Source organism: Mesorhizobium sp. M7A.F.Ca.ET.027.03.2.1 (assembly GCF_003999175.1).
Lineage (GTDB): Bacteria > Pseudomonadota > Alphaproteobacteria > Rhizobiales > Rhizobiaceae > Mesorhizobium.
On the sequence record NZ_RZOM01001570.1, the window covers coordinates 1 to 924 of the forward strand.

At 64.0% G+C, this 924-nt stretch carries 1 protein-coding gene; it reads right to left on the reverse strand.

Annotated features, from left to right (window positions below):
• Nucleotides 1-216 precede the first annotated feature (216 nt).
• Nucleotides 217-924, reverse strand: a 708-nt coding sequence (locus tag EN750_RS36500) for an AAA family ATPase (RefSeq protein ID WP_145968295.1), incomplete at its 5' end; no start/stop codon positions are given.

Consider the following 924-nt stretch of genomic DNA (forward strand, 5'->3'; position numbering starts at 1 on the left):
CTGAAGGTGAAGACCTACCGCGAACTGCGTGATCGCGAGCGGGATCGCAGGGTGCCTGTGCTAAAACTGGGATCGCTCTATTTCGTCTGGTCCTCGGCCAAGCATCATTCGCACAGGCACAGTCCGCGGCCCTGACTGCTTGTTTGTCGCGCGGAAGGCCACCTACACACTTTTTGGAATGCTCCTGAGGCCCCGCTCCAGGCAGCGCAATCTGGATCAGCTTGCCTCGCGCATCGCCTCGGCCGCCTGCAGGTCCACCGACACCAGTTGGCTGACGCCCTGCTCGGCCATGGTCACGCCGAACAGCCGGTTCATGCGCGCCATGGTGATGGGATTGTGGGTGATGATGACGAAACGCGTCTCGGTGGTGGCCGCCATCTCGTCCATGAGATTGCAGAAGCGTTCGACATTGTGGTCGTCGAGCGGCGCGTCGACTTCGTCGAGCACGCAGATCGGCGCCGGGTTGGTCAGGAACACCGCGAAGATCAGCGACATCGCCGTCAACGCCTGCTCGCCGCCGGACAGCAGCGTCATGGTCTGCGGCTTCTTGCCGGGCGGGCGGGCCAGAATTTCGAGGCCAGCCTCGAGCGGATCGTCGGATTCGATCAGCTGCAATTCCGCCGTGCCGCCGCCGAACAGATGCGAGAACAGCCGCTGGAAATGGCCGTTGACGACCTCGAAGGCGGCCAGCAACCGCTCACGGCCCTCGCGGTTGAGGCTCTGGATCGCCTGCCTGAGCTTGCGGATGGCCTCGATGATGTCCTCGCGCTCGGAGACGATCGCCTCCAGCCGGTCAGATAGCTCCTTCTGCTCCTCCTCGGCGCGCAGATTGACGGCGCCGAGCCGTTCGCGCTCGATCTTCAGCCTGTCGAGTTGACGCTCGATCTCGGCCATCTCAGGCATCGGGCTGTCGGCCTCCAGACC